We start from the raw sequence: 604 nt of genomic DNA, 5'->3' as shown, positions 1-604 counted from the left end.
AAAAAAGAATTTTCCAATTTACTCGGTGTTAAACGGGCAAAATTGCCAAAATTGATGTTTTCTGAACATCATCAGTCTCACGCGGCTTCTGCCTATTTTCCCAGTCCTTTTGAACGGGCGGCGGTTTTGTGTCTCGATGGTGTGGGGGAATGGGCGACAACAACGGTATGGTTAGGCGAAGGCAATACTCTAACTCCGCAGTGGGAGATTGACTTTCCCCATTCCTTGGGTTTGTTGTATTCTGCCTTTACTTATTATACCGGATTTAAAGTCAATTCTGGTGAGTACAAACTGATGGGGTTGGCGCCTTATGGTCAGCCGAAATATGTTGATACAATTCTCACCCATTTAATTGATTTAAAAGACGATGGTACTTTCCGGTTGAATATGGATTATTTCAACTATACCGTCGGCTTAACGATGACAAATAAAAAGTTTGATCAACTGTTTGCAGGGCCGCCTCGTCAACCGGAAACCAAACTCACTCAACGAGAAATGGATATCGCCGCTTCAATACAAGTGGTGACAGAAGAAGTGGTTTTACGGTTATCAAGAACGGTTCAAAAAGAACTGAATGTTGATTATCTTTGTATGGCGGGAGGGG

Annotated in this window: 1 protein-coding gene; it reads left to right on the top strand. The window is 42.7% G+C overall.

Going from position 1 to position 604, the window contains the following annotated elements; genetic code table 11:
• The coding region (locus M595_RS28370) for a carbamoyltransferase N-terminal domain-containing protein (protein WP_040484807.1) at positions 1 to 604 on the top strand (604 nt) is incomplete at both ends.

Source organism: Lyngbya aestuarii BL J, from assembly GCF_000478195.2.
GTDB lineage: Bacteria > Cyanobacteriota > Cyanobacteriia > Cyanobacteriales > Microcoleaceae > Capilliphycus > Capilliphycus aestuarii.
Note: the sequence above shows the minus strand (reverse complement) of the source record. Positions and strands in the feature narration are given on the sequence as shown.